Source organism: Cupriavidus sp. WS, from assembly GCF_000395345.1.
In the GTDB taxonomy this organism is placed as follows: domain Bacteria; phylum Pseudomonadota; class Gammaproteobacteria; order Burkholderiales; family Burkholderiaceae; genus Cupriavidus; species Cupriavidus basilensis_B.
Genome location: NZ_AQPL01000062.1, coordinates 1 through 2,905, shown reverse-complemented (window position 1 = coordinate 2,905; position 2,905 = coordinate 1). Strand labels below are relative to the sequence as shown.

2 protein-coding genes and 1 pseudogene are annotated in these 2,905 nt (G+C 53.9%); 1 reads left to right on the top strand and 2 read right to left on the bottom strand.

The features are described from left to right. The coding region (locus tag K206_RS41440; RefSeq protein ID WP_155887982.1) for an acyltransferase family protein at positions 1–874 on the top strand (874 nt) is incomplete at its 5' end. 153 nt (positions 875–1,027) lie between these two features. Here K206_RS41440 and K206_RS40800 read toward each other — a convergent pair. Next, positions 1,028–2,184, bottom strand: a pseudogene (locus K206_RS40800) (IS3 family transposase). 149 nt (positions 2,185–2,333) lie between these two features. Continuing rightward, positions 2,334–2,905, bottom strand: a 572-nt coding sequence (locus K206_RS42680; protein WP_155887981.1) for an acyltransferase family protein, incomplete at its 5' end; no start/stop codon positions are given.

Sequence of the window (2,905 nt, the reverse complement as noted above, 5' to 3'; positions counted from 1 at the left end):
ACACAAAATTCCTGACACGTCCTATTTTTTCCCTTCAATAGAGCGCAGAGGTTATCGCGGGTATGTTGCGAGCAAAGTGGACGCGCTCGTGTATCCCTACCTCTTCTGGTCTCTCCTGCAAGGAGGGGTTGAGGTTATGTTATCCGGGTACAAAAACACACCGGCCAGCCCATTATCCCTGCTGTCTATACTTTGGGTTCCGAGGGCGCAGTTTTGGTTTCTTTACGGTCTGTTCTTTGTTTCTGTTGTTTGCGCAACCCTGTACATCTCAGCGGGAATGCGTCGTGGCTTAGCATCATTACCGCTAGCATTATTTTTGGCTGTATACCTGCTCCCTTACTCTGGATCTTGGAGGAGCATGGAGTATGTTTTTAGCTACAGCATATTTTTTTGTCTTGGGGGTTACTATGACCAGTTTGCAGTGACCATGTTAAAGAATGTCAAGCTAACCGCCTGCGTATTGGCGGCGGTAGCCATCGGAATAGTGTGCTGCGTTGCATATGGTGTGCACTTTGCCCTCATCTCGCTGGCGATTGCAGGTTTGACCATCCTGGCAATTGTGTATGTGAGCATGCGACTAGGTGCTGGATCGTTCCTTTGGCTATCCCTACTTGGCCGGGAATCAATGAATATCTATTTGATGCATATTCTCGTGGGGGCCGGCGTCAGGATCTTCATGCTCAAGGTGCTGCACATCAATGATCTCTATGTCCATCTGATCGTTGGGGTACTGGTCGGATTGACGGCACCTTTGACTATCCGAGCTATCTTGAGGAAGGTAGGGGCTGATTTCATGTTTTCACCACCGGGTTGGCTTTCTGCTGACAGATGGGTAGTGAGGGCAAATTTGGGTTATTCCGAAACGCGACCTTGATGCCCAGCAGGGCCTCCCATGTGGGTATGCTGTTCGGCAATTGGGGCAATCCAAGATATTTCGGACATAATGACCACCTTTCAGTAAGTGGCGGTTGTCGCTGCTGTCTTCTCGGTAAGGGGTGACCTTCCCCTGCTTTCCCGGGCAGGTAAGTTAGCCCGTCATGCGTTGCTCGAACTGAACCGGGCTAAGGAGGTTCAGTGTTGAATGTCGGCGATGCGGATTGTAGAAGCGCTCGATGTAATCGAACACGTCGGCCCGCGCCGCGTTCCTCGTGCAATAGATGCTTCGGTTCACACGCTCTGTCTTCAGGGTGCTGAAGAAGCTTTCCATCGCTGCATTGTCCCAACAATCACCACGACGACTCATGCTACAGGTAATGCCTTCCTGCCTGAGTAGCGACTGGAAGTCCTCGTTTGTGTATTGGCTGCCCTAGTCGCTGTGATGTATCAATTTGGCTGGTCGCCCTCGGCGCCAGAGCGCCATCAGCAACGCGTCGGCCACTATCTTCGCATGCATCGTATCGCTCATCGACTAGCCGACGATGCGGCGCGAGTACAGGTCCATCACGGCGGCAGCGACCAGCCAGCCTTCCGTCGTCCAGATATAGGTAAAGTCGGCAACCCATTTCTGGTTCGGCGCGTCGGCTTCAAACTGGCGTTGCAGGTGATTGGGCGCAATGCCCTGAGCTGCCGCAGCTCCTGAATCGCCAGGCATGCACCGTCGCCGCTGGCGAGCCTGCAATCTGGCCTGTTGCATCAGCCGGGCAACGCGATTCACACCACAGCGTTCGCCCGCTGCACGCAGGTCGTGCCAGATGCGTGGGCTGCCGTAGGTCTTGTCGCTCAGATCGAAGCTTGCCCGGACCAGTCGCGTGAGGCGGACATTCTCCTGCGAGCGTTTGCTCGGTGCTCGACCGAGCCATTCGTAGAAGCCGCTATGCGAGACCCCGAGCAACCGGCACATGGCACGAGTCGGCCAGACACCGCATTGCCGTGCTATCCAGGCGTACTTCACTCCGGGTCCTTCGCGAAGTAGCCGAGCGCTTTTCTTAGAATGTCACGCTCCATCGTGACCCGCTTCAACTCACGCTGCAAGCGCTACATCTCTGAAAGTGCTTCGGCTCGCAACGGCTTACTGGCGTCCATCTCCAGTGCCCGGACCCGCTCCAGCTTGACCCAACGGCGCAGCAGATTCTCGCCAATGCCAAGGTCGCGCGCTATCTGGGTTACGACAGCACCCGGCTCGTTGCATAGCCGGACCGCCTCGCGTTTGAATTCGTCGGTGAAGTGCCTTCTTGTTCTGCTCATTCCATCCTCTCCGGATTACGTCAGCTTAGCTGATGTGTCCGGGAGAATGGGGGAAGGCCAGGGAAACGCCGTGATGTTGAAACTTGTGGCGCTACTTAATTGCCCGTGATTCCGGTTTGGTCGAAAAATAGAATTGCGCCAGCGATTGACTATCCTGCAATGCTTGGCACCTGGCTATCTGCAGAATTGTCTCGTGGTTTGCTGGAAGACCCAAGGAATACGACTCTCGTCCAGTGGCGGCGATCAAGCAGTTCGGAGATCGCATATGATCCAAGGAAGCAGATGAGGAACCGCAGTACTTCACCGGATTGGGGGATCGATTTAAGTATTGCGTACTGGATGGGCTGATGCAAAAACATTATTCCCATAGATAACGATCCTACGCGACGAAAGGCCGCTCCGATGAATGTGATTGGGGTAAGGATCTGCGCGACCAGAATTGATGCCGCAATGCATCCTATGGCAACGATGAATGACAATATTGGTATGCCGTAGTTGGCGTATTTCATGTCAAAGGGAAGCGCCAGTCCGGAGGCGGTTAGAAGTCCACCCGCCAATGCCAGAATAGAAGCCAAAGACAAATCGCGCGGGCGAAAACGGCGAGAGCGCGCAGTAAATCCAACATAGAAGAACGGAATCGCTGCAAGCACTACATTAGCATTAAATGGAAACCAATATTGCGGGAAGGTGGCGTTTGCATACGAAAGAAGCATACATGCAG